Annotated in this window: 33 protein-coding genes and 1 pseudogene; 23 read left to right on the forward strand and 11 right to left on the reverse strand. The window is 36.0% G+C overall.

From position 1 onward, the window contains the following. Positions 1 to 47 precede the first annotated feature (47 nt). From AB2B49_RS08055 to rpsD, 3 genes are all read left to right on the forward strand, one after another. Positions 48 to 746, forward strand: a complete 699-nt coding sequence (locus AB2B49_RS08055) for a response regulator transcription factor (RefSeq protein ID WP_071851984.1) — start codon at positions 48 to 50, stop codon at positions 744 to 746. Continuing rightward, a complete protein-coding gene (locus AB2B49_RS08060; RefSeq protein ID WP_071851982.1) occupies positions 743 to 1,777 on the forward strand; it encodes a sensor histidine kinase in 1,035 nt (344 codons plus the stop codon). Before AB2B49_RS08055 ends, AB2B49_RS08060 begins: the two co-directional genes overlap by 4 nt. 202 nt (positions 1,778 to 1,979) lie before the next feature. Continuing rightward, positions 1,980 to 2,591, forward strand: a complete 612-nt coding sequence (gene rpsD, locus AB2B49_RS08065; protein ID WP_000092756.1) for a 30S ribosomal protein S4 — start codon at positions 1,980 to 1,982, stop codon at positions 2,589 to 2,591. 93 nt (positions 2,592 to 2,684) lie between these two features. Here rpsD and AB2B49_RS08070 read toward each other — a convergent pair whose 3' ends face one another. The 3 genes from AB2B49_RS08070 to AB2B49_RS08080 form a co-directional block, all read right to left on the reverse strand. Beyond that, a complete protein-coding gene (locus AB2B49_RS08070) occupies positions 2,685 to 3,851 on the reverse strand; it encodes a tyrosine-type recombinase/integrase (RefSeq protein WP_049506215.1) in 1,167 nt (388 codons plus the stop codon). 160 nt (positions 3,852 to 4,011) lie between these two features. Continuing rightward, positions 4,012 to 4,281, reverse strand: a complete 270-nt coding sequence (locus AB2B49_RS08075; RefSeq protein WP_004261908.1) for a DUF4177 domain-containing protein — start codon at positions 4,279 to 4,281, stop codon at positions 4,012 to 4,014. A 26-nt stretch (positions 4,282 to 4,307) separates the two neighbouring features. After that, a complete protein-coding gene (locus AB2B49_RS08080) occupies positions 4,308 to 4,763 on the reverse strand; it encodes a helix-turn-helix domain-containing protein (RefSeq protein ID WP_239682025.1) in 456 nt (151 codons plus the stop codon). 200 nt (positions 4,764 to 4,963) lie between these two features. On the opposite strand from AB2B49_RS08080, the gene AB2B49_RS08085 reads away from it, so the two are divergent. The 20 genes and pseudogenes from AB2B49_RS08085 to AB2B49_RS08175 all read left to right on the forward strand — a co-directional run bounded on the left by AB2B49_RS08085 (position 4,964) and on the right by AB2B49_RS08175 (position 18,026). Next, a complete protein-coding gene (locus tag AB2B49_RS08085; RefSeq protein WP_049506212.1) occupies positions 4,964 to 5,161 on the forward strand; it encodes a helix-turn-helix domain-containing protein in 198 nt (65 codons plus the stop codon). A gap of 240 nt (positions 5,162 to 5,401) precedes the next feature. Beyond that, a complete protein-coding gene (locus tag AB2B49_RS08090) occupies positions 5,402 to 6,004 on the forward strand; it encodes a Rha family transcriptional regulator (protein ID WP_049506209.1) in 603 nt (200 codons plus the stop codon). 11 nt (positions 6,005 to 6,015) lie between these two features. After that, the gene (locus AB2B49_RS08095) at positions 6,016 to 6,276 is read left to right on the forward strand and encodes a hypothetical protein (protein WP_049506207.1); all 261 of its coding nucleotides are present in this window, start codon (positions 6,016 to 6,018) and stop codon (positions 6,274 to 6,276) included. 337 nt (positions 6,277 to 6,613) lie between these two features. Further along, positions 6,614 to 6,814 carry a hypothetical protein gene (locus AB2B49_RS08100; protein WP_049506204.1) on the forward strand — a complete coding sequence of 67 codons (201 nt, stop codon included), beginning with the start codon at positions 6,614 to 6,616 and terminating at the stop codon, positions 6,812 to 6,814. Position 6,815: 1 nt separating this feature from the next. After that, the gene (locus tag AB2B49_RS08105) at positions 6,816 to 7,022 is read left to right on the forward strand and encodes a hypothetical protein (RefSeq protein WP_049506202.1); all 207 of its coding nucleotides are present in this window, start codon (positions 6,816 to 6,818) and stop codon (positions 7,020 to 7,022) included. A gap of 2 nt (positions 7,023 to 7,024) precedes the next feature. Continuing rightward, entirely contained in the window at positions 7,025 to 7,306 is a 282-nt protein-coding gene (locus AB2B49_RS08110) for a hypothetical protein (protein ID WP_049506199.1), read from the forward strand. Then, on the forward strand, positions 7,293 to 8,183 hold the full coding sequence (locus AB2B49_RS08115) for a conserved phage C-terminal domain-containing protein (RefSeq protein WP_049506197.1): 891 nt from the start codon (positions 7,293 to 7,295) through the stop codon (positions 8,181 to 8,183). Before AB2B49_RS08110 ends, AB2B49_RS08115 begins: the two co-directional genes overlap by 14 nt. Positions 8,184 to 8,194: 11 nt before the next feature. Then, positions 8,195 to 9,040 carry an ATP-binding protein gene (locus AB2B49_RS08120; RefSeq protein ID WP_049506195.1) on the forward strand — a complete coding sequence of 282 codons (846 nt, stop codon included), beginning with the start codon at positions 8,195 to 8,197 and terminating at the stop codon, positions 9,038 to 9,040. After that, complete coding sequence (locus tag AB2B49_RS08125) at positions 9,037 to 9,198, forward strand: hypothetical protein (RefSeq protein ID WP_162837499.1); 162 nt, start codon at positions 9,037 to 9,039, stop codon at positions 9,196 to 9,198. The genes AB2B49_RS08120 and AB2B49_RS08125 overlap by 4 nt, the downstream gene beginning before the upstream one ends. Positions 9,199 to 9,287: 89 nt before the next feature. Next, on the forward strand, positions 9,288 to 9,509 hold the full coding sequence (locus AB2B49_RS08130) for a hypothetical protein (RefSeq protein WP_049506193.1): 222 nt from the start codon (positions 9,288 to 9,290) through the stop codon (positions 9,507 to 9,509). Positions 9,510 to 9,567: 58 nt separating this feature from the next. After that, positions 9,568 to 10,428, forward strand: a complete 861-nt coding sequence (locus AB2B49_RS08135) for a phage major capsid protein (protein ID WP_049506190.1) — start codon at positions 9,568 to 9,570, stop codon at positions 10,426 to 10,428. Positions 10,429 to 10,437: 9 nt separating this feature from the next. Further along, positions 10,438 to 10,986, forward strand: coding sequence for a hypothetical protein (locus AB2B49_RS08140; RefSeq protein WP_049506188.1), 549 nt, complete (start codon positions 10,438 to 10,440; stop codon positions 10,984 to 10,986). Between the two features lie 377 nt (positions 10,987 to 11,363). Continuing rightward, a complete protein-coding gene (locus AB2B49_RS08145) occupies positions 11,364 to 11,774 on the forward strand; it encodes a DUF722 domain-containing protein (protein WP_049506185.1) in 411 nt (136 codons plus the stop codon). 253 nt (positions 11,775 to 12,027) lie between these two features. After that, the gene (locus AB2B49_RS08150) at positions 12,028 to 12,363 is read left to right on the forward strand and encodes a YjcQ family protein (protein WP_065427681.1); all 336 of its coding nucleotides are present in this window, start codon (positions 12,028 to 12,030) and stop codon (positions 12,361 to 12,363) included. A 151-nt stretch (positions 12,364 to 12,514) separates the two neighbouring features. Next, positions 12,515 to 12,673: a DUF7720 family protein gene (locus AB2B49_RS09245; RefSeq protein WP_430466347.1), complete on the forward strand. Its 159-nt coding sequence runs from the start codon at positions 12,515 to 12,517 to the stop codon at positions 12,671 to 12,673. Between the two features lie 51 nt (positions 12,674 to 12,724). Continuing rightward, the gene (locus AB2B49_RS08155) at positions 12,725 to 13,159 is read left to right on the forward strand and encodes a Panacea domain-containing protein (RefSeq protein WP_320692051.1); all 435 of its coding nucleotides are present in this window, start codon (positions 12,725 to 12,727) and stop codon (positions 13,157 to 13,159) included. After that, complete coding sequence (locus AB2B49_RS08160; RefSeq protein ID WP_049506178.1) at positions 13,159 to 14,076, forward strand: hypothetical protein; 918 nt, start codon at positions 13,159 to 13,161, stop codon at positions 14,074 to 14,076. The genes AB2B49_RS08155 and AB2B49_RS08160 overlap by 1 nt, the downstream gene beginning before the upstream one ends. Before the next feature lie 473 nt (positions 14,077 to 14,549). Beyond that, complete coding sequence (locus AB2B49_RS08165) at positions 14,550 to 15,356, forward strand: hypothetical protein (protein WP_076984851.1); 807 nt, start codon at positions 14,550 to 14,552, stop codon at positions 15,354 to 15,356. A gap of 21 nt (positions 15,357 to 15,377) precedes the next feature. Continuing rightward, positions 15,378 to 16,625 (forward strand): toxic anion resistance protein, encoded by a 1,248-nt coding sequence (locus tag AB2B49_RS08170; protein WP_049506174.1) that lies wholly within the window; start codon positions 15,378 to 15,380, stop codon positions 16,623 to 16,625. Between the two features lie 132 nt (positions 16,626 to 16,757). Continuing rightward, positions 16,758 to 18,026, forward strand: a pseudogene (locus tag AB2B49_RS08175) (transposase). A gap of 136 nt (positions 18,027 to 18,162) precedes the next feature. Here AB2B49_RS08175 and esaA read toward each other — a convergent pair. The 8 genes from esaA to AB2B49_RS08215 all read right to left on the reverse strand — a co-directional run bounded on the left by esaA (position 18,163) and on the right by AB2B49_RS08215 (position 25,821). Then, on the reverse strand, positions 18,163 to 20,850 hold the full coding sequence (gene esaA / locus AB2B49_RS08180; protein WP_049506169.1) for a type VII secretion protein EsaA: 2,688 nt from the start codon (positions 20,848 to 20,850) through the stop codon (positions 18,163 to 18,165). Between the two features lie 270 nt (positions 20,851 to 21,120). Then, positions 21,121 to 21,597 (reverse strand): DUF5085 family protein, encoded by a 477-nt coding sequence (locus AB2B49_RS08185; protein ID WP_049506167.1) that lies wholly within the window; start codon positions 21,595 to 21,597, stop codon positions 21,121 to 21,123. A 1-nt stretch (position 21,598) separates the two neighbouring features. Further along, positions 21,599 to 22,027, reverse strand: a complete 429-nt coding sequence (locus AB2B49_RS08190; RefSeq protein WP_049506165.1) for a hypothetical protein — start codon at positions 22,025 to 22,027, stop codon at positions 21,599 to 21,601. Next, positions 22,020 to 22,745 (reverse strand): hypothetical protein, encoded by a 726-nt coding sequence (locus AB2B49_RS08195; RefSeq protein ID WP_049506163.1) that lies wholly within the window; start codon positions 22,743 to 22,745, stop codon positions 22,020 to 22,022. The genes AB2B49_RS08190 and AB2B49_RS08195 overlap by 8 nt, the downstream gene beginning before the upstream one ends. Next, complete coding sequence (locus AB2B49_RS08200; protein WP_049506160.1) at positions 22,742 to 24,478, reverse strand: T7SS effector LXG polymorphic toxin; 1,737 nt, start codon at positions 24,476 to 24,478, stop codon at positions 22,742 to 22,744. The genes AB2B49_RS08195 and AB2B49_RS08200 overlap by 4 nt, the downstream gene beginning before the upstream one ends. Next, positions 24,468 to 25,121, reverse strand: a complete 654-nt coding sequence (locus tag AB2B49_RS08205; RefSeq protein WP_049506158.1) for a DUF4176 domain-containing protein — start codon at positions 25,119 to 25,121, stop codon at positions 24,468 to 24,470. Before AB2B49_RS08205 ends, AB2B49_RS08200 begins: the two co-directional genes overlap by 11 nt. Continuing rightward, positions 25,118 to 25,417, reverse strand: a complete 300-nt coding sequence (locus tag AB2B49_RS08210) for a variable surface protein mvspG (RefSeq protein WP_049506157.1) — start codon at positions 25,415 to 25,417, stop codon at positions 25,118 to 25,120. Before AB2B49_RS08210 ends, AB2B49_RS08205 begins: the two co-directional genes overlap by 4 nt. Positions 25,418 to 25,425: 8 nt before the next feature. Next, positions 25,426 to 25,821 (reverse strand): YwqH-like family protein, encoded by a 396-nt coding sequence (locus tag AB2B49_RS08215; RefSeq protein ID WP_049506155.1) that lies wholly within the window; start codon positions 25,819 to 25,821, stop codon positions 25,426 to 25,428. Positions 25,822 to 26,038 lie beyond the last annotated feature (217 nt).

The raw sequence follows: 26,038 nt of genomic DNA on the forward strand, positions 1-26,038 counted from the left end.
GTTATACTAAAGCAAGTATAACACTGTTTTTATCGAAGGAGTGTCAGATGAAAAAGACAATTTTGCTGATTGATGATGAGATAGATATTCTAGATATTCAAAACCGCTATCTTATACAGGCAGGTTACGATGTTTTGGTCGCCCATGATGGTAAGGAGGGATTAGAGCTTTTCAGAAAAAAATCTATTGACCTCATTATCACAGATATCATGATGCCCAATATGGACGGTTATGATTTTATCAGTGAAGTTCAGTATATCGCTCCGGATCAACCCTTCCTCTTTACAACTGCTAAGACAAGCGAACAGGATAAGATTTATGGATTAAGCTTGGGGGCAGATGATTTTATAGTCAAACCCTTTAGCCCACGCGAATTGGTTTTAAGAGTGAATAATATCTTGCGTCGCCTTAGCCGTGGAGGAGAGACAGAACAGATCGAGTTTGGTGACTTGGTAATCAACCATGTGACTCATGAAGTTCGCATTGGGGAGCAACCTTTGGAATTGACAGTAAAATCCTTTGAACTTCTATGGATATTAGCCAGCAATCCCGAGAGAGTCTTTTCAAAGACGGAACTTTACGAGAAGGTATGGCAAGAGGACTATGTGGATGATACCAATACACTCAATGTTCATATCCATGCTTTGAGGCAAGAGTTGACCAAGTATACAAATTCAAATGCTCCTGCTATCAAAACTGTCTGGGGTTTGGGTTATAAGATGGAAAGACCAAGAGGTAGAAAATGAAATTAAAAAACTATATTTTAGTGGGGTATCTAGTGTCGACTCTACTAACGATTTTGGTCGTTTTCTGGGCAGTCCAACGAATGTTGATTGAGAAAAGTGAAGTTTACTTTCTCGTTGGAATGACCTTGATTGCTAGTTTCATTGGCGCTGCAGTGAGCATCTTTCTTTTGTCGCCTGTGTTCTCTTCTCTGAAACATTTGAAAAAACAAGCTCAGGATATAGCAAGCAAGGATTTCAGCACAGAAATTGAAACCAAAGGCCCATTAGAATTTCAAGAGCTGGGCCAGGCTTTTAATGACATGTCCCACAATTTGCAGGCTACCTTTCAATCACTTGATGAGAGCGAGCAAGAAAAGAGAATGATGATTGCGCAGCTCTCTCACGATATTAAAACTCCCATTACCTCCATTCAGGTTACTGTGGAGGGAATTCTAGATGGAGTGATTAAGGAAGAGGAACGGCTCCACTACTTAACTACGATTGGTCGGCAAACCGAGCGTCTAAACAAGCTAGTGGAGGAATTGGATGTTCTGACTCTGAACACACAACCTCAAGATACTGCTGATGAAGAAGTCGAAGAGGTCTTTTTAGATCAGTTGCTGATTGAGTCAATGAGTGAATTTCAACTCCAGATTGAACAAGAGGAGCGAGATGTTTACATTCAAGTATCACCTGAGTTAGCGAAAATCAAGAGCCATTCTGACAAACTTTCTCGCATTCTGGTCAATTTGTTAAACAATGCCTTTAAATATTCAGAACCAGGAACCAGAATCGAGGTTCTTGCCCAATTAACAGAACAAGAACTGACAATCAGTGTGAAAGACGAGGGACAGGGGATCCTTCCTGAGGATTTGGAAAAGATTTTTAAACGACTTTATCGTGTAGAAACTTCGCGCAATATGAAGACGGGTGGGCATGGCTTAGGTCTTGCGATCGCACGAGAACTAGCCCATCAGCTTGGTGGCGAAATCACAGCAGAAAGTCAATATGGCTTAGGAAGCAAGTTTACATTCAGCCTTAATTTGAAATAAAGCCGTAAAATCCCTTTACAAATCTAGCTTTTCATGGTACAATAGCCTTTGTGTGAAATAGCAGCAGGAAAGCATGAAGCTCGTCAACAGGTGTCTTATGACAAGTAACCTTGGCTGTTTAGGCGAAGGGCATCTGCACGAATCAGGGCTTTCTAAGTGACTATTTCCACCGAAATATTATTTATATCAGGAGGACATACAAATGTCACGTTATACAGGACCATCTTGGAAACAAGCTCGTCGCCTTGGCCTTTCACTTACAGGTACAGGTAAAGAATTGGCACGTCGTAACTACGTACCAGGACAACACGGACCAAACAACCGTTCTAAATTGTCAGAATACGGTTTGCAATTGGCTGAAAAACAAAAACTTCGCTTCACTTACGGTGTAGGTGAAAAACAATTCCGTAACTTGTTCGTACAAGCTACAAAAATCAAAGGCGGAATCCTAGGTTTCAACTTCATGCTTCTTTTGGAACGTCGTTTGGATAACGTTGTTTACCGTCTTGGCCTTGCGACTACTCGTCGTCAAGCTCGTCAATTCGTAAACCACGGTCACATCCTTGTTGACGGAAAACGCGTTGATATCCCATCATACCGCGTAACTCCAGGTCAAGTGATCTCAGTTCGTGAAAAATCATTGAAAGTTCCAGCAATCCTTGAAGCAGTAGAAGCTACTCTTGGACGTCCAGCATTCGTATCATTCGACGCTGAAAAATTGGAAGGTTCATTGACTCGCTTGCCAGAACGCGACGAAATCAACCCAGAAATCAACGAAGCACTTGTCGTTGAATTCTACAACAAGATGCTTTAATTTTAAGAAATATCTTACAGACAGCCTACAACAGTGGGCTTTTTGCTTTGTCTTAAAATGTTGATTTCTGGGTTTGTTCAGTTATTTGTTCAGTTATAAACTTTTTAGTGCAGTTTCATAGAACGAAACTGCTTTTTTTGCATTCTCTTTCGAGAGGTGACTATATATATCCATGGTCATAGATAATTGGGAATGTCCTAAACGGTGCTGAAGTTCCTTGTAAGGTATTCCAGAGTTAAGCAAGAGACTAGCGTGAGTATGGCGAAAACCATGAAAACCAATGTTAGGTACGTCAGCACGTTTAAAGTGAGTTCTTAACCTGGTTTGTAGAGTTCGATTATTGGGGTATTCATTTATGAAGTCAGAAAAGACTACAGTTTCAGAGCGCCCAAGTTGCCAAGCTTCTTGTACTTGTCTATGTTTGTACTGCTTCAGCATACTAACAGTCGCTTGATCTATATCGATATCACGATAGCTAGATTTTGATTTAGGACTATTGAGTTCTTGATTATAATTTAGTGTTTTTGTGATATGCACAATGGCATTATCTAAGTCAATATCAGACCAGGACAAGGCTAAAGCTTCATTGATACGACAACCAGTAGCAAGTAGAAACTTATAAAGTGTAATCTCATAATAATAGCGATACCTACTTATATCCAGAGTATCTAAGTATTTAAGAAAGATTTTTAATTCATCATTATCAAAGTGCTTTACTTTTTCTCGCTTTGCTTTTTGTGTGTTGCGAGGTAATATTACCTCACGAGCAGGATTAAACGGTATAGCTTGCATAACTACACCATACTGTAAAATACGCTTATTTAAAGCGTGAATGGTATCGTAGTATAGAAAAGCGCCTTCTTCCCCTTTATTCGTTTTGTCAGCAAGTTTATTGACTACGTTTTGAATAAGTGGAGTCGTTAGTTTATCCAACTTATAAGAGCCAAATAGGGGCAAGATATGGTTATCTAGCAGTCTTCTAACGTTTAATTGTGTGTTAGGTTTTACGGTATGCTTGTAACTTTCCCACCATAAGGAAGCTAATTCCTTGTAAGTAGTAATGTTAGAGGCCTGAAACCTGGTAGATCCATTTTGTAAAAAAGCAATTTCAGCTTCTTTTGTCTTTTGCTTAACTTCTTTTTTTGTTCTCCCTGTTATGCTTGTCTTTACATCTTTTCCAGTGACTTTATCAATACCAAGATAGACATTGGCACGATATACTATTGAACCGTCTTTTTTTGTGATTTGTTTTATTTGCATAGTATTCCTTTCCATCAGCAGGCAAGCAATTAGAAAAGGTTTTGAGTTTATACTATGCTAGGAGCTACGAGAACCCCTCTATTTTCGATTTTAAGAGGACTGTCAGTAAAAATACCAGATAGGAAAATAAAGCGATTATGGAGCTTATAAAGGATGTTAATTATATAATCTTCTCAAAAACCATTGTGGCTTGGATACGGTCACCACCGCCTAGTCCTTTGCTTCCGCCATTGGCGGTTGTGATGGTATGTAGGCGGTAACCTTTTGAAGCTTGTTTATTGATAACATCTTCTAATTCTGTAAGGTTTCCTGATCCAGTACCGAAAAACTTTTCTTTCAAAGTTACCTGAAGGACAACGTAGTGTAGTCCATTTACTCCAGATGCGGTAGAAAAACTACCTTCTTGTTTTACAGTGTCAAAAAATCCCATGAGGGTTACTCCTTGTTATAAATATTTTATTTTTTATTATCAATTTTTAAAAAAGAAACAGCATCGCTTTTTGCAAATTTTTTTGCAATTTCTCTTAACAAATCTCTCTCTTCTTCATCAGAAAAATAATAATTAAGAATTAATTCAAGCAAAAGGGGATCTACTTCTTTTCTTAATGTTTGATACACATCAAAATCTAAGTCAGTTTTTGAAAGTTGCATATAATCGAACTCTCTCCAAGAAGCAAATTCACGAGGAGTAGGACTATATTCTTTAAATGGAGTTTCCGGATCATCACTATATCCGAGTAGATAACCAACACTGACTCCGAATATATCCGCTAGTTGCTGGGCTTTTTCAGGTTTTATCTGGCTTTCTCCGTTTTCCCAACTTTGTAATGTTCTTAGAGGTATACCATTATCTTTAGCAAAAGCTACTTGCGTAATTTTATTTCGTTTTCTCAATTCCTTTAATCTATTCATTTATATCAACACCTTTCAAAGAGTATTATATCACGTTTTCAAAATTTAAACGCAAAAAAATCGCATCTTTTTTAGAAAAATGATTGACAACGCAAAAAATAAGCGGTATAATACAAAATATAACGCATATATCTTGCGTTATAATTCAACACTTTTCAAATTATTCAACTGATATTTTTCAATAAAGGAGGTTTAGCACTATGAAAAATAACATGAGATTATTATTAGCCAAGCAACGTAAGAAAACTGCTGATGTTGCAGAGGCTACAGGAATTTCAAAAAGCACTTTAACAGCTTTGTACTATGAACGTGCAAAGAATCCAAGTATTGATACATTGAAAAAAGTATCTAGTTACTTAGGAGTTACACTTGATGAATTTCTTGATACGAAATATTAGAAAGGAGTGAACTAATCGTCATACTACTCTACATATATAGATTTCTCATGTGGTTCTTTACCACTGGGGATTGATAAACGGATCTAGATAACTATTTACTAGACTATTTTGCTTGCTACCTATGGCAGTATCAAGGGTTTGTAGGGGTTTGTTCTCTCCTAAATTTTCCCTACCTCAATGATTTACTTTGGTACTGTTTTAGGTGGCAAGCGCTGACAAAAATAAGCAAGGAGTGAACCGATGGAATTGGTTTATATGGACGGCAAGAAAGAGCCGTATACACTGAGCAGCATCGTAGCAGAATGCACTGGATTGCAACATCACACAATAACCAAGACAATCCGCAAACATCAAGCAAGGTTTGAACGGTTCGGAAAGGTTGGATTTAAAATCCAAGCTATGGAAAGTGGTCAGAATACTAAGGATTATATTTTGAACGAGCAACAAGCGACCTTGTTAGTTACATTCTTAAAAAATACTGAGCAAGTGGCCAACTTCAAAACCAACCTGGTCAAAGCCTTCTTTGAAATGCGTGACGAACTTTCTAAACGCTATCTTCAAAGAGAACTGGAAAAACCAAAGCGTAAAAGCTTAACCGAAGCTATCCAAGCATGGGAGAAAGCACCTAAGCATGCCTATAGTACCCTTACAAACTTACTACTAAAGGGAGTGACAGGGAAGAATAAAGCGCAACTCATGAAGGAGCGAGAAAGTAGGAACGGTATTGATGGATTGACAAGTGTAGAACTGACAAACTACCAACGTTTGGAAGATATGACAATAGCTATGATTAATTTGAATAGGGGGTATTCAGAGATTAAAGAACTAATTTTTAAAGTATAGGAGTATAGAAAATGGAAAATGATTTTAAGACAGTTAAAAATTCCAAGGGGTTAGAAATTCCCAAGTATTCCAAGGATTTTAAAAAGCTAGTTGAGAAAGACAGACAACTAGCCGAATATCTTTGTATGAACTACGAAAACCTAGAGAGTGAAGACCTGGGCGCATTTCTTGAAACGGTGGAGCAGGGATTCAGCTGGATTCTGGATCTTATCGAAAGTAAAGACTTGCTTTATAAACCAAAGTCAGGTAGTAATCATGCAAAAAGAAAATAAAAAAAATCACTTGCTCAAATTTTAGACGAGACGAGCAAGCGACGAGATTCAGGGTATAGAAATTTTTTCTATGCTTTGATTATAGCAAAAAATATCTATTCTATCAAATACATAAAGAAAAACCGAAGAGCAGGCAAGCAATTAGAAAAGGTTTTGAAATCAAGCGCTGACAAGGTGATTCTAAGACCTTGTTTAGCTGAAAGATGGGTAATTACTCACGAAACACCGCTACAAGCGTTCGCCAACTTGGGGCAATCGCCCAGCGTTTGGAGTGGTGAAGCATACCATATAGAAAACAGGCAAGAAAAAGGACAAGGAAAGGCTAATGGAGAAAAATATGACTCTAGATCTAGATAATATGACACAAGCAGAATTTGACAACCGAATTACTGAAATCAAGGATAGAAATCCGAACCTCTTTCAGTTCATCATTGACTTTTTAGATGATAAAGTAACTCCAGAAGAGGTGTACGACTTTCTGAAGATGGAGCGAAGCTATCAAGTGAATTATATCAAGAATTACCAAGCGAGGGCATAGCATGAATGAACTAGAATTAAGCAATACACAGTCTATTGTCTTTACTTTGCTACTGCTTGGCCTACTACTTTATCTAAACCGCCGAGACCGCAAAAAAAGCGCCCAAATCGAGCGAGAGAGTACACAGACGATAGAAACGACTAGCGAGGATTTAAGCCCTGATTATGGGCGATATATTCAGCTTGGAATGGTCAGTAAAGGGGATTAAGTATGTTTAGTTTGAGTAAAGAAAGCGAACATGATTTGACTAATAGAATAAGCACGGTTATAGAAAACTATCTAGCAGTTCGAGAACGACCTAAACCACGACTAACTGGTTTAATATCAGCACAAGAAGCTATGGACGAGTTAGATATAAAATACAAAACTTTGCAAAAGTGGGAAGGTGCAGGACTAAGACGTTACCAACCACCACTAGAAGATACTAGAAAAGTCTATTACAAAGTTACGGATATTTTGAAGTTCCTGGGGGTAGATGATGGCAAAGACTAAAGTATATTTTTGGTTGAAGATTGATAAGAAATTTTTTGACAACCTATTTATTAAGCGACTAAAAAGTATGCCTGGTGGCTATACCATGACAGTGATCTATATGCGCATGATGTTAGAAAGTCTTGAAAGTGATTGTATTCTGTATTACGAAGGGTACTTTGAAACCTTAAAAGAAGAACTGGCCTTGAAATTAGATGTTTCTGAAGATGATATATCTATGACTATAGCTTATTTTACGCAATGTGGCCTGATTCAGATTGATGAAGATAAAAATGCTGAGTTAACACAAGCAAAAGCTTTGGTACAACAAGAAACAAACCACGCTGCATATATGAGAAGCTACCGCAAAGAGCAACAAGAGAAAGAAAAAAATCTTACATTGTTATCTAATAATTTTACAACGTTATCTACATGTAAGACAGAGAAAGAGATAGATAAAGAGAAAGAGTTAGAGCAAGATTTAAAGTTAGATATAAATAAAGAATATATAGTCGAGGAAATCTCGCCTAATGAGCAAAGCTCATCTTTTACTTTTCCTACTTGGCTTGAAGAAACAGCTATAAAAGATTTAGAGAAAACAAAACATAAAGAACTTTGGATTCCTATTGTTTATCTGAATCAAGTAGCTAATAAGCGGTATAAGTTTGTTGATAAGACAAAAAGGCTTTTACTAGCACGATTCAAAGAAGGCTATACACTTGAAGATTTTAAACAGGTAATAGATATTAAAACGGCGGAATGGAAGGATAGTCCTGAATTTTCTAAGTATCTGAGACCAGAAACACTTTTCGGATCTAAGTTTGACGGTTATTTGAATCAAAAGCCTAAAACCATAAAAGGGAAGTCTGAAGATAACTTCCCAGATCTACCATTTTAGGAGTTGCAAAGATGAAGGAACAATTTAAAGAATTTAATAACAGAAAAATATTGGATACGGTTTGCGATATTCACCAGGTAAATTATTGGGAAATTTCTGTACCGGTTTTAGGGAGTTCAGAAAGAAAAGTACAAGCTTTTTGCCCGGAGTGTGTGAAGGGAGAGATTAAACAAAAAGAGCAAGACTTGTTACAGCAGTTTGAGGATAGACAGGCTTACTTTAAAACTTATGATGTCTTAATGCGTGATAGTACGATTCCTAACGAGTTGAAGGGAGCGACGTTTGATAATTTCCTTGTTAAGACGACAGAGGAGCGTCAGATGTTAGAGTTTGTAAAGGGGCAAGCCCAGAAGTACCTTGCAGGTATGACGGGAAATACTTTAATTAGTGGTAGTACAGGAATAGGAAAAAGTCATTTATCGCTTGCACTAGCTAAAGAAATCAATGAGAGCTTCAGGGAGAAAAACGAGCCAAAGAGTGTTTTGTTTGTCAGCCTAACCGAGATTATCAAGCAGATAAAAGAAGGATGGGCATATGGAAGAAATGCAAACTTAACAGAGTATGAGGCGGTTAAAAAGTTAGTTGATGTAGATTTTCTAATCATCGATGACCTGGGGGCAAAAAATGGGACGGTAACACCTAAGAGTGACTGGGAACAGGATTTCTTGTTTGATATTATCAATAATCGAGAAACTACGATTTTCAACACGAACTTAGACAGTAGCGAACTGCGGACGGTATACAATGCTAGAAATTCAAGTAGAATTTTGAAAGGTTTAGAAGGGAACACTTTCAAAGCTTTCACGATCAAAGATAAGAGATACACTATAAATACAGTGAGGGGAGAATATCAATGAATGATGATAAAATGCGATTTGCAACAGAAAAAGGCTTTGTTGTCTACGAAAAATGTGGTATAATAGAAATAGAAAAAGTTCCAAGTTTTGGAGAAATTACTTTATTCTACTCAGATGGGAAATTTACCCATCTAGTCAAAAAAGAAACTAAAAAATAAGTCTATTGAGAACAACTCAGGGACATACCGTAAGCATATAATGCTAGTGGTATGTCCCTTTTTGTTTGCATAGAAAGGGGGTGAGAGCAATGTCAGGAGATACTTCTTTAGGGTATGTAGTAGCCAATAAATTTTCTATGGATCCAAAGAAAAGACAACAAATATTTGCAAAGTGCAAAAAAGATGATGAAAATTTGGAAAAACGGAAAAAAGAAATACTAGAAAAATATGCTAACAAACAAGACAAACCAAAATCTAGAAAAAATGATTCTAAAGGCTCGGAGAGTCATAAAAGAAAAGCTAAGAGCTAAGAATTTTAGAAAAAATTATAAATAAAAATCAGATATTAAAAGATAAAGGAGCAAAAAAATGACAATTAACTTAGCTAAACAAAAAGAAAATCTAGAAGCTTATATCCGAAGTACAGGTTATAACACTAGAGGGGTGAATGTAGAAAATAATCATGTACTCATTGAAAAACCAATCCTTGATAGTTACGAAGATGAACATCAACGTAAAGAACTGGTTGATCTAGTAAATGTTATTGAGACTCGTACCCGTGGTGGGAAGTATGAAGTAACTGACTTTGAATCTGATTCATTACAAGAAGTTAGCGAAAATTCGGTTGAGAGAACAGAAGCAGATAAAAAGAAAACTATCAGCGTTGATTACTTAGTTAAATTATTCAGTGGAAAACTTGATTTTTCACAGGAGCAATTAGATGATGGCCAATATAATTTAACGGATTTTCTTGGTAAGAAGATTATTAAATTAAAACGTAGAACACGAAATAGAGAGATTGGGAAAATTCTCCAAACTGCGAAAGTACAGACCGCTACAAGTCTGGATGACTTGAAATCTATTGTTTCTTTAATTAATCCAGAGCGCAATGTATCTATGGTTATTAGTCAATCACTATTTAGTGTCTTAGAAAAAATGAAAGATACTTCAGGAAATTATCTTCTTAAAGTTGATAAAGAGACAGGAACAAGTGAAACATTCTTTGTAGATAACTTTTTAATTGTAGATGATACAACATTAGGGAATAAAGGTGAGAAAAAAGGCTTTATCGGAGATCTAGAAAACTTTGTTACTTTGTTTGATCGCAAGAAAGATACACTTAGTTGGGTGAATGCGAATGGCTATTTTGGGAAACGGTTGATTTTACATACCCGATTTGATGTAAAAAAAGTTGAAGAAGATTGTGGTTACTTTATTCAATGGAACTAGGAGAAAGAAATGGATATTAATCAAGTATTTGAAACACTGGATGATCTAGATGATAAAAAAAGTAAGATTAATTCAGCACGAGAACAGTTAAGCGAAAAAAGGAAAAGCCTGTTAGGCAATCAAACAGTTTCATTTGAGAATATAGATTCTTTTTTGTCAAATAACTTAGAATCTTTAGAGCAGCTTGAAAAGATGGAAAAAGTTATTAATTCTCTTCAGGAAAAATATAATAGTGATTTTTCAGAAGCTAAGGCAGTCATCTTTGAATACATTTTTAAAGAAACTAAGCAACGGATGGAAACTAAGAAGATCTATAAACAATACCGAAAGAAACTTAGACAAATTCTGGACGCATATAATGAAATTCAAGAACTAAAGAAGGATGTGGAAGAAATCCATACAGGTGTAGTCAGAGAAATAAGTCAGAAACATTCTCTATTGCTATATCGAACGGAAGTAAGTCCGCTTACTGTCTTACCATTCTTAAACCCTGATATTAGCGGGTGGATGAATTTTTCTAAGGAATATCGGGACATTAAAGAGTATTTAGAAAAATAGGGAACAAATTAAGTAAGGCTAGTGATATATGGATGAAACAGAAAAAATATCGCTAGTCCTACTTTTATGCTTTACTAAGTTTCACATAACAAAGTAAGCATAAACTGAAAAGAAGTAGTAGCTTGAAAGCAAGGTATATCAGGGGGTTACAGAATGGAGTGAGTTTCACAGAATGTAAGATATGAGAAACTGAGGGGATAAATTAAAGAAATTTCCCTTGAACTTGTCATACTGAAGAGTTGTCAAACTTAAAACAATGATACCTGGTAAGTGGAGTGTTGGAAGGCTTTTAGCGCTTTTTGTCAGTTTGACAGAATTTACAATTTGGCAAATTGAAAGATAAAAAAATTTTTAAATTTAAGTGGAGGTACTTGCCTATGTACGAGTTGAGTAACAGAGACCTGGACGGGATAGATATTGAGTTGGGACGATATAGAACGCTTGCTAATAAAATTTATTTGAGAAGACAGGAACTGATACATAATAAGAAACATAGCACTGAAGATTATACTAGTGGGAAAGGCAAGACAGTATCTAGTCCTACTGAAGCGACAATCATTAGAATTGAAGAAGACCAAACACTAAGATATTTAGAAGGTTTCAAACTAGTTGTAGATACCTTGATGGAAAACTTAATTGAAAGTGATCTAGTAATTTTTAAAATGAGATATTTAGAAGCTGGTGCGACTTGGGAAGACGTGGCAGAGAAACTAAATAAAACTACTCGTTACATAAATAGCCGTAGAAAGGTAATCGCTAAAAGATTTGTGGAATTGAAAGGATATTGACTCCCCCCATCTTTTAAAAAATCTTTCTGCCCAGTAGGGTACCGGTGAAGGGAACTTTTTCCAAGTCGGAGCACTTCAGACAAAAAGGGGGTAAAAACTGGCCAATTTACCAGAAAAATGATTAGTTTTGAATGGCAGTATATATACTGTAGAGGAGAAGTAGATAAAACTTGATTTATTGCAGGAAGATGGCAAAAGAGCTATAATAAAGTGGAGCATAAAGGAGCATGCTTTTCAAAAGGAGATTGTAGCCATGGCGAAAACTGACTATTGGGTAGTTGTTTATAAAATTCTTAGTTATTATTTTCAGAAAATGAAGGCTGGGGATCTAGCAGATGAAAATGAAATAAACGCTTCAGTTTTAGAAATCCCTCACCTTTACTTAATGGATGTTTATCGTAATCTGTTTGATGACGGATTTTTGACAGGCACTTGTGTAACTGGAGACATGTCTGGGGATGTTTATATTGAGAATTTGTCTCTTGTTAGGATTACAACTAAAGGTATTGAATATTTGGAGGACAACTCCAAAATGAAACAGGCTTATAAAATTTTGAAAGAAATAAAAGATTGGATACCTGGAATGTAGCGCTTAGATTACTCTAAGTGCTTTTTTATTTCTTTTGCGAATAATAAAGTAGGAGGAAGAAAAATGAACACTTTAAACATTGAACTTACAAGTATTGAAGTAACTAATACTAGGTTTTGAACATTGGGGAGAAGCGGCTTATAGTGTATCGATACTAAAGAATGAATACAAGATTAAGTTATTACTCCTATTAGATTTCAAGGTAGAAGATAAAGAGTTGCTAGATTACCTGGTATCGATTTGTAAGTATCGCAATCTAGTGCTTCACTTAGTAGAGATACATAAGACAGAAAATTTTAAAAAAAAATAGAATTAAACATATTATACTTAACAAGTATGGTATAATAAGAATAATAAAACAATGGAGGTGGCTGTAATGTCAATGGAGAAGCTAGCAGATCATATTATTGCAGTTGCACAAAAAAAAGAAATAAGTATAAGTAATTTACAACTTCAGAAGGTGATGTATTTTGCAATAAGAGATGCTAAGGAGCAAGGCCTTATGTCTATGTCTGAACTAAAAGAATTGTATGATGAACCATTTTTAGTGTGGGCTTATGGTCCAGTAGTGAAATCACAATATGAACGTTTTAAATGCTTTGGTTCGTCTCCTATCATAGGAATATTTCAAACATTTCCTAAATTAGAAACTATTAATAATATAATCGAAACATACTTAAGAAGAAGCGTGTCTAGTTTGATAAGAGAAAGTCATGAAGTCCCTTTTTGGAAAGATAATAAAGATAAAATAATTGGATTTAGAAGTAATTTAGAATATGGATTAGGTGATATTTAGTGGTTAAGCTAAGTGATATTCAATTAAATCTTAATAATGATTTTTCTTTTATTTTAAATGAATATGCTTCTTTACTAGAAAAGGCTACTGATGAAGAAGCGGTTTTAGATAAAAATTCTATAGAAGAACAAGTTGAACATCTTATAGAATTAATGGCTATTCGTGATGTCAAGAGATTGCCATATGATTCAATAACAGCAAAAGTTATAGCTTTTAACGAAAAAGCAGACGACGAAGAATTGTCTGAGAGTTTCTATTATCTAATGAATGAGATAACGGAAGTTCTTATAGTTATAATTGATAATTTTGAAAAGAAAGAAATCTTTGCAGGGAAAACCCTATCTAGTATTTCAGATAAGAAAAAATATTCAAAATCGATCATAGCCTTTTATAAACTTTTAGAACATACAAAATTAGCTAGTTTACAGTACAAAACTTTATATCAAAAGACAAAAAAAGAAGTCAGTGATATACAGTCAAATATTGATAAAATTAATAATGAAGCTAAAAAAGCTTCTTCAACATTAGAAGAAATCAATAAATTAAAAACATCTATATATACAGATTTTATCGCTATTTTAGGTGTTTTCTCATCGTTTGTTTTTGTTATGTTCGGTGGTTTCAGTGCTTTATCATCAACTATAGAGTCCATAGGACGAGCTAATATATCGATGGCTAAAGTTGTATTTATTTCATCGGTGTTAATTGGTTTTTTGATTACAGTTCTATATTCACTTATTTATTGGATTTCACTTATAATTGGTAAGCAATTGGTTTATAAAACTTGTGAATGTGAAAAAAGATGTCGTAATCTAATACATCTCATTTCTAAACACAGATTTTATCTTTTTATAATTGGTTTTTGTCTCTTGTTTGCGATTGTATCTACTTTTTTAATATTCAAAGGAATTTATTGAGATTTATAAACAGACTAAATCCTTATATACCTTTATAAGGGTATCAAAAAACACGTTAAAAACGTGCTAGTTTCTTGCCTGCTGAACTCATTAAAAAAGTAAAGATTTATGTTCAGTGATTTGTGGAGTAAGGAAGAAACTCCAACATATTCAAAGAAAAAACGAAAACCAACAAACACCCTAGTATCAAGCATTAAGGAAGTATAAAACAACTTACTTAATATTCAAAAAAGCGATACAACAAAATGCTTTAATTTTAAGAAATATCTTACAGAAAGCCTACAACAGTGGGCTTTTTGCTTTGTCTTAAAAGGGTGATTTCTGGGTTTGGGCATTGTCGGAAGGAGTGCTTTTAGTTATCGAGAATCTTTCTAGCTATAGTATAAAGAAATCCGTGTTTTAGGTGACTTTTCCGCCCTCATTTTCAGCTTTTGTGCTAAAATAGATTTATAAACTTAAGATAAGGAATGTTTATGAAATCGGGTAATGTATTATTGAAAGGATGCCTTTATTTCTGGGGTGGCTTATTTTTACTAGGTCTCTTGGTTCAGGTAGCTCTGCCTTTGGCAATTTGTGGCTTGATAGGTTTCGGGGCTTATCTAGTCTATAAGCGTTGGCGTTATCCTCTCTTGAAGGATCGATCTTTGGAAGATCAGATTGAGCTTTTAAAAGCGCGGATTCGTCAGGCTGATAAAGATATCCAGCAGTTAGAGGAGACCTTGTCTGAGAAAGGCTCAGCAGCCTATAAAAGCCTAGCTAATCAGGTCTTGATTGAACTTCAAGAAATTCATCAAGAGGCTAATCGTTTAAAATCTTATATTGACGAAGCTGTTTATAGTCGCATTGATAAAAAGGTTCGCTCAGTAAGGGCGACCATAGACGTCCAGCTAGAGCGACTAGAAAGAGAGAGTCTGGTAGACATCGAAAATAAGGAGCCCGAAGAATTGGCGCCTGAATTGTCTCAGACCTTGGCAAATATTGTTGCGGACCATCAAGCGATTCTCGACAAAATCGAGTCATCGGATGTTGGAGCCAAAGAAGAGCTGACGGCCATCCATAGTTTAAAAATGGAGAAATTCCAAACGATTTTAGAGGGCTATTTAAAGATTAAGGCAAATCCCAAAAATTATAATCGGGCGGAAGAACGCTTGGAACAAGCTAAAGCAGCCATCGAACAATTTGACCTTGAGCTAGACCAAGTTTTGAGAGAACTCAATGAAACAGATATGCGCGATTTTGATATTAGCCTGCGTATCTTAGGAAAAGATCGCAAAGAATAGGGTAGACACAAAGGAGTAACCATGACAGAATTTAATTTTGATATTGATCAGATTGCTAATAATACAGTGGCCAAAGTGGACAAGACAACCGAAATCATCGAGACCAATACAGGCTCAGCCCAGACGATTACTTTTCTTGAAAAGCTAAGCCCTGAGCAACAAGAGCAAATCAAGGAGCGCGTGCCTCAATTGGTGGATCAGTTTGTCACAGACCAAAATGCTCTCTTGGACTTTGGTCAATCAGCGGTGGAAGGTGTCAATGGTACGGTTAACCGTATTTTGACCGAGCAGAAGAAACTGCAAATTCCTCAGGTGGATGATCTGCTGAAAAATACCAATCGTGAGCTCCAAGGTTTTGTAGCCAAATATAAGAATGCTGAAATTGCAGAATTGGAAGAAAAGCCAAACTTTTTGCAAAAATTATTTAAAAAAAGTCAGAACAGTCTGCAAGAATTTTATTTTGACTCAAAAACAGTTGAGCAAAAGCTAGATGGTATGGCTGCTGCTGTGGTCAAGCAAGAAGATGTGCTGGCGCGAAATATTGTTTCTGCTGAAATGCTGATTGAGGACAATACCAAATCCATTGAAAATCTAGTGGGAGTAATTTCCTTTATCGAGGCCAGTCAGGCAGAAGCTGGGAATCGTGCTGCTGAATTGAAGACTCAAGTAGATCAACTAGATTCAAGTACGGTAGAATATCAAACCAAGTCCCAAGAATTAGCTCGTATGGCAGAAGTGGTCAATACACTGGAACAACAACATACAGAGTATGTTAGCCGCCTTTACGTAGCTTGGACGACGACTCCACAAATGCGTAATCTCGTCAAAGTTTCATCGGACATGCGCCAAAAATTGGGCATGCTTCGTCGCAATACCATTCCAACCATGAAGCTTTCGATTGCCCAACTTGGTATTTTGCAACAATCGATGAAATCAGGTGTCGTGGCAGATGCCATTGTCAATGCCAACAATGCTGCCCTTCAGATGCTAGCTGAAACCAGCAAGGAAGTGATTCCGCAGATGGAACGAATTGCCCAAAGTCCAACAGTAGCTGTTGAATCCGTCACCAAACTTGCTGAAAGTCTAGTCGCTCAAAACCAAGGTATCGTTGCTGCCATTGAGTTGGGACGCCAGAAACGTGCTCAACTAGAAACAACCATCGTCAAATCTGCAGAAATGATCAACGACTCTGTTAAACTCCGCGATGAGAAAATCGTCCAAGCCCTTCTAGACCAAGGAAAGGCTGCTCAGAAAGAAGTACAAGAATAAAACTAAAAGGCTCTATAATATTTGTAGTGGGTAAATCCCCTATGAATATTATGGAGCCTATTTTGTTGTAGAAAAAAAGTCCCATAAGATCTATAATGAAAAGCAAGCAAACAACTCATTAGAAAGATTCATATGGAACAACTACATTATATTACAAAACTACTCGATATTAAAGACCCTAATATCCAAATTATAGATATCGTTAATAGGGATACCCACAAAGAAATCATTGCTAAACTGGACTACAGTGCCCCATCTTGTCCTGATTGCGGAAGTCTGATGAGGAAATAGGACTTTCAAAAACCGACTAAGGTCCCTTACATTGAAACGACTGGTATGCCTACTAGAATTCTCCTTAAAAAACGCCGTTTTAAGTGCTATCAATGGCTCAAAAATGGCTGTCGCTGAGACTTCCCTCGTCAATAAAAATCACCAAATCCCTCGTATCATCAACCAAAAGATTGCTCATCAGCTGTCTATTTCAACTTCAAAGGTTATTCGCAAGTTCAATGACTTTCACTTTAAACTTGATTTTTCTCATCTTCCTGAGATTATGTCTTGGGATGTGTACGCCTTCACCAAGGGAAAGATGAGTTTCATTGCGCAAGATTTTGATAATCTCAGTATCATCGCTGTTCTTGAGGGAAGAACACAAGCTGTCATCCGAAATCACTATCTTCGCTACGATAGAGCCGTTCGATGTCAGGTGAAAATTATTACTATGGATATGTTTAGTCCTTATTATGACTTGGCTAAACAGCTTCGCGTTCAAATTTCTAGGCTCAGGCTGAAACAGTCCCCCAGACTGTTTCACTCCCGTGTGCTAAAATCGTTCTTGATCGCTTTCACATTGTACAACATCTAAGCCGTGCTATGAGTCGTGTCTGTATCCAAATAATGAATCAATTTGAACGAAAATCCCATGAATATAAGGGTATCAAGCGATACTGGAAACTCATCCAACAGGATAGTCGTAGACTCAGTGATAAGAGATTTTATCGCCCTACTTTTCGTCTGCACTTGACCAATAAAGAAATACTAGACAAGCTGTTGAGCTATTCAGAAGACTTGAAACACCACTATAATCTCTATCAGCTCTTGCTTTTTCACTTTCAGAATAAGGAACCGGAGAAATTCTTTGGACTCATTGAGGACAATCTAAAGCAGGTTCATCTCCTTTTTCAGACTATCTTTAAAACCTTTCTAAAGGACAAAGAGAAAATCGTCAACGCCCTTCAACTACCCTATTCTAACGCCAAATTGGAAGCGACTAATAATCTCATTAAACTTATCAAGCGTAATGCCTTTGGTTTTCGGAACTTCGAAAACTTCAAAAAACGGATTTTTATCGCTCTGAACATCAAAAAAGAAAGGACGAAATGTGTCCTTTCTAGATCTTAGCTTTTCTTCAACCCACTACAGTTGACAAAGAGCCAACTAAAAGGACTTAGCCCTGTGCAATACAGAACTAAATCCTTTGGATAAATTAATTGTCTAACTTTTTGGGGTCAGTACATTTTGAGAGTTATTATCTACATTATTTGCCTTTTTCTTTTGTCAACCAATATGTGATTCCTGCTGATGAAATTGCTGATAAAATAATCGCTAAAATAACCCATACTCTGTTATTATCCACTGAAATTGGCGCTTCATATGTTTCTTTTTTAGTTTCAATTGGATTAGATAAAAAATTCATCACATTTTGATTGGTCGTTCCACCATCACGAATATTCTTCATAACAGTTTTAAAGGACTCTGCGTAGTCTCTATTCCCTTGAATAACTTCTGCTTCATTAGATATCAAATCATTCGTAGTTGAAATAGTCTTATCAACATTACCTTTAATAGTCTGAACTTGATCAACAAATTGAGTAAACTGATCCTTCATAGTTCCAACCGCTTCATGATTTTGACTAGTTTCTTTTGATCCAGTAGAAGTTGTAGACACTAATGATTCAATTGATCTATATAAGCGATTTGATGACTCACTATCATTTATTAATGTTCCGCTATTAGCATTTGAAGCTGTACCCGTCACTTCCAATTGTTTTGCTTTCGTTTCCTTCCACTTATCGTACTCGGTTGATAAGGTCTTAATCGAATTATTATACCAATTAGCTAAGTTTGTAATTTGATTTTTGAAATAATCATTTGGTAACTCAGCTTCAGCCAATTCAGGCAATGTGTTACTTGATTTTTCTAATGACTTCAAAGAGTTTTGAATTTGTTCCAACAAATCTATACCTGACTCTTTAAACTTAGCAACTTGATCTTCTGACAACTGAGTCGCTATATCATCACGACTGATATTACCATACATATTGTAAACAGAATCTGGTGATAAGGCAGAAAAATTAATAGAGGAGCTACTTGGACTTCCATAAATTGCTTGAATCATACCAGTTGAACGATCGATTTTGCTTAATTTATCAAGAATATGTTTTAAATCTTTTTTCACTAAAACATCTGACTCTTCTTTATCGCTACGATAAATAGTTTTCTTGACAGGAATTGTAGTTTCACCAATGTGTACTTCAAATGAAATTTCATTTTTCCCATAATGTGGTTCTAAAGTATATTCAACCGTCATAGTATAAAGCTTATCATCTGTTATAGTTTGCTCTCCTCCAACTAAAGTAGCATTTCCTGTAACATAAATTTTAGCTTTAGGAGATAAATATTTTGTCCCTTTAGAACTGCTAGAATCTCCGCCACCCTCAACTACCGTTGATGATTCAGGCAAACTACTGGATGGTTTTGTCACAGAAGCTTCGACAGTTTCAGACTCAGCCTGGGGTAATTTAACTGTCAATTCCATAGTTTCTGTTACTTTATCGAGCTTATCATTTTCAATCGATAAAAATTCAAAAATAGGTAATCCACTTATAGAGGTGGCCTTCTTATCAAATTTAGTATAATTCTTAAGTAAATCTATTTTTTCATTATATTCTTTGACTTGATCAGCTGTTAGGACATTGAGTTTCTCCAATTTACTAAATAAAGTTTGGTAATCAGTTGATTCAATACTAATATCTGTTAGATTTGAACGAATCAAATTTTGATAAGTTTCAGGCAAATGATTTTCAGTAATCAAACTTTTATTAATCTGATCTACAAGTGTTGCTTTAGCATCCGAAGTAAGGTCCGATTTTAAATCAACATCTTCTTTACCAAAGTAAAAGAGTGATATTTTCTTTTTCTCTTCTTCTAATTCTTTTTTAAGATGTCCAAATTCAGATTTTCTATCTTTTATTTTACCTTGATAATCAACAATAACCTTATGATAATCAACTACTAAATCTTCTAGTTTAGCTTGTTCAGATTTTTCCTTATCTGTACTATTTCCAAATTGATACAATGATTTAAGCACCGAATTATTTAAACCATCTATAATTTTAGAATTTTCTTCATGCTGTTCTTTCAAGGTGCTATTGGTTGTTAAGACATTCTTTTCAAATATTTCCTTCTGAGCATCAAAATAAGTTTTAACTTCCGTAAGTTGTTTTTCTAATCCGATTCCTGTATTATTTAAAAGGCTAGCAACAGAATCAGAAAAAGCCTTCTGAGAATCTTCATAAGACGAATTCGTTTTCTGTAGATTTGAAGCAAATTCCAAAGTGCTTAACATAGACTGACTTGCTTCGTTTGACGGACCATAGATATATTGAGAAATTTTTGAATGCGTCCCAGACTGTTCATTTACAATATTATCAACATTTCTTTTAGCATCATCTAGATTGTTGATAACACTTGAAAAATACATTTTTATAACATTTTGGTTAATAGTATTGAGGTACTCGCCTACTCGTAACTCAACATTCTTAGATTTAACTGGATCTAAATTTGATTTCGTTTTATATGTTATCTTTGCTCTATCAGGATTAAAACTTTCCAGTTGAGCTATTTTTTCTGAAAACTGTTGTTCGATATAAACAATTACATCAACCGACCCATTTTCAAATCGATTTTCAGCAACATTACGAGTCATGACAGTCCATTGATTTGTATTCTCTTTTGATAATAAATTTGTGAAATCATTTCCTAGATTATAGGCGTTGCCATTTAATACGCCTCCAGCATCTTCATTTACCAGAGCAATATTCAATTTACGATCGTTAACCTTATTTGTTACAGAAATCTCTTGATTCTTTAAATAAATAAATGTTGCTCCTGAACCAACCAACAAAGTTACAAAAACACTACTACCTATAATTATTTTTTTCATAGCTAACCTCTCTCATTTATCTCTTTATTATACCACGAATACTAGAGTCAGGCAAGGAGTGCTTATAATCTTTATTCTATTAATAAAACTTACCAATTCGTAACTTGCTTATGCACCTACCTATATACTAAATTTTAGGTGTTTCATTTTCTCACCATATAGAAAATCCTAGAATGAAATCCTAGGATTTGTATGTCATTTATAAGTTCTACAAGGAAACGAACATGAGTAGTTTTAAGTCTCTTTATTTCCTTAAGTTTTCTATTATCCTCAATTCATTTTATCTCGAACCCCTACCATGATATCTGTATACAAAACATCATTTATCTTACTTGAAATATAAAATACGGGTGTAGATTCTTCTAAGTCATTGTCGATCAATAAATTGGTTAAGCCGTATATAGCCTTATCAAAGTTGACTGCTTCCTCCCCAGTAACTCTAGCTCCTACCATTTGCGGAACTAAAAAATAACTATTATAAGCTGTCCCTTCAAGCAATTCATTCTCTCCTAGATAATCCTCATGAACGGGAAGATAGACTGTGATATTGTATGTACCATCATCCAACTCTCCGATATGAGGACATGAGTAAAATGGATTGCTTTTTGGCGTATACCCAGCCGCTACGGCTGTTTGAACCATATCTTGAAAGGCTACTGCAATTTCATCACCAGTAATGTTGTAATCGATACTTAAGACATTACTCATCATTAATGATTGATTCATACCATATGTAATTTCTGCCATTTTACTTCTCCACTGGGATAATCAAATCTACAAACAAATCATCATAAACTGGAATCAAGACCAGATACAACTTGTCTTGCAACTTCCAACCGTGCTCTCTGATGTAATCCTTCATCTCGTAGATGGACTGGTCCAAGCCATCCTCAAATGGCACACGTTTACTGATACCCTCAATATTTAAACTAGCTTGGTACCTTAGTTGGCTCGTTGAGTTTGTTTCTGAAATGACAGGTATATAAAGGGTAACATCCTGTTCTTCTTCGTCAAATTGAGTTGGAGTCATTTCAAAAATGGTCGGACCATCTTTATAGATGCCATTGGTATAGGGTAAGAGTTCTGTGTGGACAAACAACTCCAATAGTTCGTCCGCTTGAATCTGGACCTGGTCTGTCATCAAATGTTCCATATGAATTTGGATTTCTTTAATCATGTTTCGTTTCCTTTTTAAATCTATTTTTATCAAATTCTTTATTTTGAATCAAATCCGAAGACACTTCTATATGCTTGATTGGTCTTGTTTCCTCAATATCATGACGATGTTGGTAGGCGTAGATAATCACAAACCAAGATGCATACAGAAATTGTCCAAAAATCATTAAGAGTAAAGATACTCCCCAGCTCATTAAAAAATCATAACCAAACACTCCCACTAAAATAAAGCAAGTGCTTAAAATTAAAGGTGGCCCCATCACATAGTTAAGCATAATTTTCCCAGCCTTCTCCGAAATAATTTCTTCAGAGTCCAAGTCAACCAAACAGCTCATGACGATAATAATTATAATGGCATAGATAAGGGGGAGAGATAACTTTAGAACAATAAAGTTATGGTCCCCACTCAAACTACTAAATCCAATAATGGTATAAACATGACCAGTCAGATACATGAGATAGGTTCCAAAACTGGTTAAAATTCCTCTCTTAAGATCCAGAAGAAAAACAAGATTTAAAATCCAGACAACAATCCCTGCAATAAGCAGCCCTTGATATAAGTCCTCATTTTTTAGAACCTCTAACCCTCCTGCCATAAACATAAAAAAGGCTATAGGATACAAAATAAAAATCCCATTTAATACTCCCCAAAGTGGAACAGGGCCTTTTATTTTGCTTCGTTGAAATTCAAAAGTTTTTTTAATTCGTTCCAGTATCATTTAAACCATCCTCTCATACCTTTGATCAGGCTATTGGCACCTTTTTTCAGGTTATCAGTGACATTAAACTTTTTATCAAGCCAGTTCAGCCCAGCTACCGCTGCAGCAGATGCTCCGATTGCTACTGCTCCAGTTACCCAAGCAGGGGCTGTTGCAACACCTAATAGACCTAACCCAACACCTGCTAAAGCAGCCCCAGCACTCGCTGCGGCAGTTGCAGCAACAGTTGTCCCTGCGGCCTTAGCCGCATCTATTACAAAACCTGTTGCCACACTAGCCTTAACTTCATTTCCTCTTAGACCTTGACGTTTAGCCTCTTGTTTATTATCGTGGATTTTTGAGAAAGTATCAACCACATCTAAAGCAACACCAACAACTGCAGCACCTTTTAAAAACTTACCAAACTTCGTAGCGGATTTAAAACCTTCTTTGTAATTTTTAAAGCTATCTGTAGCAGACTTAACTAAACCTTTAAATCCTCCAGATGCGCCTGCCTTTCCTAAACTCCACAGGCCTTTACCAGCGCCTTTGAAAGTTATCTCTTTAATAAATTCTTCTTTCAATAGGCTTCCAGTTGTAGACACAAGTGATTTTCCGACACTAGCCACTTTGGTACTAAATCGAGTTGTATCTGTAAAAGATTTGAAAACCTTACTCAATTCTTCATTATATTTAGTATAGCCTAGCTTTTTCATTATGGATTTGAAGGTCTGTGGAACACCACCGTTTTTATATTGAACTACCTTATAAGTACGACTACCATTTAATTTCTTGGTAACTTCAAAATAATTATCTAGAAGTTTTCCAAATTTTGTTGTCTCTTTAAGAACAATGGTATCTCCTTTTTTATTTTGACTAAAACGATACAACGCATATAAAGCTGGCAAAATAGATTTTAAATGTTTTTTATAGTCCTTACTATTTTTATATAAATCACTCTTTGTGACATTTTTATAAACATTAAATAATGAATCTATTAAGTTCTCATTTTCGGCCACCGTCCCACTATACTTAGACTCGGCAAGCTGTTTTGCAAGAGCATTTTGGTACTTCACAGCTTTGGAGTTGCTATGGATAGCTGTGTGAATCTCTGAAACTGAGTTTTTAAACTGAGTTCGATTATAATAATTTCTCAATGCGGGGTTCCCATACGGAAGAGGGGCATAACCTGATAGTGTTGCGATTTCACTATTTTGCATATCGATAAGGTCAAAGGTATCTGTTTTTAGAAGAACACTATTAAAAGCTTCCATGTTCTTTATGGTATCATCTAAACTCTTGACTGCTTGATTATAGCTCGTGTTCACACTATCCAAACTAGGATTCGTTAACGTTAGGATATCACTTATCCCTGCATAGATATTTTTCGTCTTACTGGAACTGCTCTTCAATCCCTCGATCGGATCTTTCATCCGTTGCTTGATGCGTTCTAGATATTCTGTCTTAATAATGGCACTGTTGTCGGTCTCTGACACCGTGTCTTGAAAGAGCTTCACAAGTCCATCATAGCGACTGACAATGCTATCTAGGGCATTGACATAGTTATCAACTAGTGGTATCTGATAGTTGGTCACCTTCTGGTTAATGGCATCCTTCACTGCCCCTTTAAGACTATCGGTTGAAACGACCTCTGATAGACGGCTTCTCGAAACAGATAGCTGTTCCTTGATACTATTTACCGAAATAACTAACAACTCTTTTTGAACTCGAACTTCGGATACATCAATCTTCATTCACTTCCTCCTCTGAGTAAACACTGGAAATCAGTCCTGCGTCTAGATAGTCCTTACGCAGAGCTTCTTGGCAGTAATGTTCATCCACGGTATCCGAATACCCTTCTGATACTACTCTCTTAATCAAGAGATTGCTTAAAAACAAGGGTGAAGTGTCAAAGCGTAATCCAAATGGATAGCCATGACCGATGTAGTCCATATAATGACCATTATCCAAATCAACTCGACGACCTGAAATGACTACAAAAAAGTCCATCTGCTCGCTTTCAAATGATTCAACCAAGTCCTTCGGAAGAAGCTCACGATCAAGTTCCACAACAGTACCCAAAGGATAGATACGACTTAAGCAGAGATCCACATAGGAAGCATACTGGATAAATAGCGAACGAGGTAAAGTGACTTCTTCTTGGAGACGCCGAATTCGCACGAGTTCTTTTTCATAGAAAAACTCCAACGGCGCCCCTATCATTGGATGATAATGATAGCTAGGTTCGTCATTCATAAAAGCTATATAACAGGCCCGAAAAACATCTGGATGTCCTGATAGGGTCATCGCTACCGCTGTCAATACTTCCTGCTCCTTTTCAGATAGGCTACATCTAGACAAGGCTCGGGCGAATAAAATCATTTGTTCTTCCTTCATGGTCGCAACCCTCCTGATGCAATAGCTCCTGCTGTGATAGCTCCTGCTTCATGCGCGTCATCATCTATCTTATTCTGTCCTGCTTGTTCCATTTTTAGAGCATCTGCGCTGGTAAAATTTTTCAAAGTAACAATAGACTTGTTAAAGTGCTCCAAAACGTCATTAAAAGTGGTAAAAGGGGTAAGATCTGTGCGACTAAATCGCATATCACTTAGTTTACCGATTCCTGTAGTTGAAGTAGGAACATCTCTTGTAATAGTGTTCCAACTGGATTGATTTACACCTGTATCTACCATTTCTCTCCCTAATCCTCCATATATTCATAGACACGAGCCTGACGATAATAAGATGCTATTGCAGACTGTAGCTCACTTGATTGAGTTTCCAGACTACGTATCTTATCCTCAATAGCAGTTTTATTATTGTTATGGCTATCTCGAAAATTAGTAATATTCGTTCCTAAATTATAAAAATGACCTTCAAAATCTTGCTGACGACTCCCCTTAAAACTAGAGGAATCTAAAGGAAGAATCTGACCTAAAGATCTTGCACGATTATCAATAGACTGTATCTCACTTGCTAAACTACTGCTAGCTTTTCTTAATCTAGATATTTTCCCGTCAACTACACTTTTTGCTCTTTGAGCTTCAGCAGCTTGTCGACGAAATCTAGCCGCAATTTGTTTATAATACGACCCCATTTCCCTTCTCCTTTTTATAAACTGTACTTCATTTTAGCATATTTTGCGTAGAATCAACAACCCATATACATATCCTTTTGATTAAACTTACTCCCTTTGAATCAATCCCCAAAAGTGAGAAACTTTTGGGGAAAGGCTCTTATCAAGTTCAAGTACGAAGGATTGCTGATGCCAACCATGCCTCCAATTGCAGAGTAAGCTATTGTCAGGTCTGGAT

Source organism: Streptococcus jiangnanensis (genome assembly GCF_040888325.1).
Taxonomy (GTDB): Bacteria; Bacillota; Bacilli; order Lactobacillales; family Streptococcaceae; genus Streptococcus; species Streptococcus jiangnanensis.

Excerpts from the sequence above, each read along its gene's own strand:
- AB2B49_RS08165 (WP_076984851.1), top strand. The coding sequence starts at position 14,550 with ATGAAATCGGGTAATGTATTATTGAAAGGATGCCTTTATTTCTGGGGT.
- AB2B49_RS08200 (WP_049506160.1), bottom strand. The coding sequence starts at position 24,478 with ATGAAGATTGATGTATCCGAAGTTCGAGTTCAAAAAGAGTTGTTAGTT.
- AB2B49_RS08155 (WP_320692051.1), top strand. The coding sequence starts at position 12,725 with ATGGAGGTGGCTGTAATGTCAATGGAGAAGCTAGCAGATCATATTATT.
- AB2B49_RS08195 (WP_049506163.1), bottom strand. The coding sequence starts at position 22,745 with ATGATACTGGAACGAATTAAAAAAACTTTTGAATTTCAACGAAGCAAA.
- AB2B49_RS08125 (WP_162837499.1), top strand. The coding sequence starts at position 9,037 with ATGAATGATGATAAAATGCGATTTGCAACAGAAAAAGGCTTTGTTGTC.
- AB2B49_RS08135 (WP_049506190.1), top strand. The coding sequence starts at position 9,568 with ATGACAATTAACTTAGCTAAACAAAAAGAAAATCTAGAAGCTTATATC.
- AB2B49_RS08080 (WP_239682025.1), bottom strand. The coding sequence starts at position 4,763 with ATGAATAGATTAAAGGAATTGAGAAAACGAAATAAAATTACGCAAGTA.
- AB2B49_RS08055 (WP_071851984.1), top strand. The coding sequence starts at position 48 with ATGAAAAAGACAATTTTGCTGATTGATGATGAGATAGATATTCTAGAT.
- AB2B49_RS08140 (WP_049506188.1), top strand. The coding sequence starts at position 10,438 with ATGGATATTAATCAAGTATTTGAAACACTGGATGATCTAGATGATAAA.
- esaA (WP_049506169.1), bottom strand. The coding sequence starts at position 20,850 with ATGAAAAAAATAATTATAGGTAGTAGTGTTTTTGTAACTTTGTTGGTT.
- AB2B49_RS08145 (WP_049506185.1), top strand. The coding sequence starts at position 11,364 with ATGTACGAGTTGAGTAACAGAGACCTGGACGGGATAGATATTGAGTTG.
- AB2B49_RS08090 (WP_049506209.1), top strand. The coding sequence starts at position 5,402 with ATGGAATTGGTTTATATGGACGGCAAGAAAGAGCCGTATACACTGAGC.
- AB2B49_RS08185 (WP_049506167.1), bottom strand. The coding sequence starts at position 21,597 with ATGGCAGAAATTACATATGGTATGAATCAATCATTAATGATGAGTAAT.
- AB2B49_RS08120 (WP_049506195.1), top strand. The coding sequence starts at position 8,195 with ATGAAGGAACAATTTAAAGAATTTAATAACAGAAAAATATTGGATACG.
- AB2B49_RS08130 (WP_049506193.1), top strand. The coding sequence starts at position 9,288 with ATGTCAGGAGATACTTCTTTAGGGTATGTAGTAGCCAATAAATTTTCT.
- AB2B49_RS08070 (WP_049506215.1), bottom strand. The coding sequence starts at position 3,851 with ATGCAAATAAAACAAATCACAAAAAAAGACGGTTCAATAGTATATCGT.
- AB2B49_RS08110 (WP_049506199.1), top strand. The coding sequence starts at position 7,025 with ATGTTTAGTTTGAGTAAAGAAAGCGAACATGATTTGACTAATAGAATA.
- AB2B49_RS08210 (WP_049506157.1), bottom strand. The coding sequence starts at position 25,417 with ATGGTAGATACAGGTGTAAATCAATCCAGTTGGAACACTATTACAAGA.
- rpsD (WP_000092756.1), top strand. The coding sequence starts at position 1,980 with ATGTCACGTTATACAGGACCATCTTGGAAACAAGCTCGTCGCCTTGGC.
- AB2B49_RS08060 (WP_071851982.1), top strand. The coding sequence starts at position 743 with ATGAAATTAAAAAACTATATTTTAGTGGGGTATCTAGTGTCGACTCTA.
- AB2B49_RS08085 (WP_049506212.1), top strand. The coding sequence starts at position 4,964 with ATGAAAAATAACATGAGATTATTATTAGCCAAGCAACGTAAGAAAACT.
- AB2B49_RS08170 (WP_049506174.1), top strand. The coding sequence starts at position 15,378 with ATGACAGAATTTAATTTTGATATTGATCAGATTGCTAATAATACAGTG.
- AB2B49_RS08115 (WP_049506197.1), top strand. The coding sequence starts at position 7,293 with ATGGCAAAGACTAAAGTATATTTTTGGTTGAAGATTGATAAGAAATTT.
- AB2B49_RS08095 (WP_049506207.1), top strand. The coding sequence starts at position 6,016 with ATGGAAAATGATTTTAAGACAGTTAAAAATTCCAAGGGGTTAGAAATT.
- AB2B49_RS08100 (WP_049506204.1), top strand. The coding sequence starts at position 6,614 with ATGACTCTAGATCTAGATAATATGACACAAGCAGAATTTGACAACCGA.
- AB2B49_RS08205 (WP_049506158.1), bottom strand. The coding sequence starts at position 25,121 with ATGAAGGAAGAACAAATGATTTTATTCGCCCGAGCCTTGTCTAGATGT.
- AB2B49_RS08215 (WP_049506155.1), bottom strand. The coding sequence starts at position 25,821 with ATGGGGTCGTATTATAAACAAATTGCGGCTAGATTTCGTCGACAAGCT.
- AB2B49_RS08150 (WP_065427681.1), top strand. The coding sequence starts at position 12,028 with ATGGCGAAAACTGACTATTGGGTAGTTGTTTATAAAATTCTTAGTTAT.
- AB2B49_RS08105 (WP_049506202.1), top strand. The coding sequence starts at position 6,816 with ATGAATGAACTAGAATTAAGCAATACACAGTCTATTGTCTTTACTTTG.
- AB2B49_RS08075 (WP_004261908.1), bottom strand. The coding sequence starts at position 4,281 with ATGGGATTTTTTGACACTGTAAAACAAGAAGGTAGTTTTTCTACCGCA.
- AB2B49_RS08190 (WP_049506165.1), bottom strand. The coding sequence starts at position 22,027 with ATGATTAAAGAAATCCAAATTCATATGGAACATTTGATGACAGACCAG.